Genomic DNA, 1,265 nt, shown 5'->3' with positions numbered 1-1,265 from the left:
GTAGATACCCTGTTCGCGGTCAAGCGTTTTGCAGGCCAGCGGTTTGAAAAAGGCGGGCCGAATCGAACGGGGTATCGGTCTTCAAGCAGGCCCACAGACCGGTGAGGTACTTACGCATCACCGCGACCAGAGCCTGGATTTTTTTCTTCCCCCGGGCCACCAGGGCCTCGTAGAAGGCCTTGGCGTGCGGGTCATACCGAACCGCCGACAGCGCCGGCATGTACAGCGCCGAGCGCAGGTAAACGTTGCCCGCCTTGCTGATCCTGGCAGGCCGGTTCACGCTGGTGCCGGATTGGTGCTGACGTACGTCCAGCCCCGCATGTCGGCTGATCTGGCCAGACTTCAGGGAAGTCGGTAACACACACAACTCGGCGAGAATGGACAAGGCAGAGGCTTCCCCGATGCCCTTGGCCGCCAGCAGGTGCTGATAGCGACGTTGCAACGCTGGCGCCTCGGCCAACAGGTCCAGAGCCGCCTGGCGGAGCCGGTCGATCCGGCGCTCCAGCATGGCAATACCGTCCTGTTCGTCCTCGATCAACAGGCCGGGTGTGGAGCGAGTCGCCTTCAGTGCGTGCAGCCGGTTCTTGGCCTGGGCTCGACAGCCCACCAACCGATTAATCTGCCGCCCCAGGCTTCTCAGCGCCTGGTGGTGGTGATCCGGCGGTGTCCACGGCGCCGGAGCCATCCGCTGGCCGTATTCGGCCAATAGCTCACTGTCGATCGCGTCGGTTTTACTGGTCTGCAGCTTCAACTCGGCGAAATGGCGAAAGCTTTTGGGGTTGATCACCGCGACCGGCAAGCCCGCTTCGGCGAGGGTGACGGCCAGATCGAAGTAATAGATGCCGGTGGCTTCCATGACGATCAGGGCGGGCTTGGACTTCTTGAGCTGAGCGATCAGGGCATTATGGCCGTCGGAGGTCTGCTTGTAGCGTTTTGCCTTGGAGGGCTTATCCGCTTGCCGTGTGACCAGATCCACCGAGTAAGCACCGATATCCAAACCTGCGTAAACGGACATGCCTCTTCACTCCCTGCAATCGATTGGGGACAATGGTCACCGGTTCCCCGACCTCGCACTGGTTGCCGCTACCGACCTTGTCTATGCGAAGTCCCGTAAAAAGGGCTTCTGGATACCCTTCGGAGTGGGCAATGAGGCGGGGAGCCGCTCTACAGACGAAGTCAGACTGCGCTGCTTCCAGGAGCGAACGGCCTCCCCGGTAACCGGGCTAAACCTTACCTAAATCTCCAGATCGAACATACAAGGAGCG

At 60.9% G+C, this 1,265-nt stretch carries 1 protein-coding gene; it reads right to left on the bottom strand.

Annotation, left to right across the window (positions count from 1 at the left end; genetic code table 11):
* Positions 1 to 19: 19 nt before the first annotated feature.
* Entirely contained in the window at positions 20 to 1,015 is a 996-nt protein-coding gene (locus HMJ39_RS14370; protein ID WP_194297827.1) for an IS110 family RNA-guided transposase, read from the bottom strand.
* Between the last annotated feature and the right edge of the window lie 250 nt (positions 1,016 to 1,265).

Origin of the sequence: Alloalcanivorax profundimaris, assembly GCF_015265435.1 — a bacterium.
Classification (GTDB): domain Bacteria; phylum Pseudomonadota; class Gammaproteobacteria; order Pseudomonadales; family Alcanivoracaceae; genus Alloalcanivorax; species Alloalcanivorax profundimaris.
Note: the sequence above shows the minus strand (reverse complement) of the source record. Positions and strands in the feature narration are given on the sequence as shown.

Coding starts and splice junctions, on each gene's coding strand:
- HMJ39_RS14370 (WP_194297827.1), bottom strand. CDS start 1,015: ATGTCCGTTTACGCAGGTTTGGATATCGGTGCTTACTCGGTGGATCTG.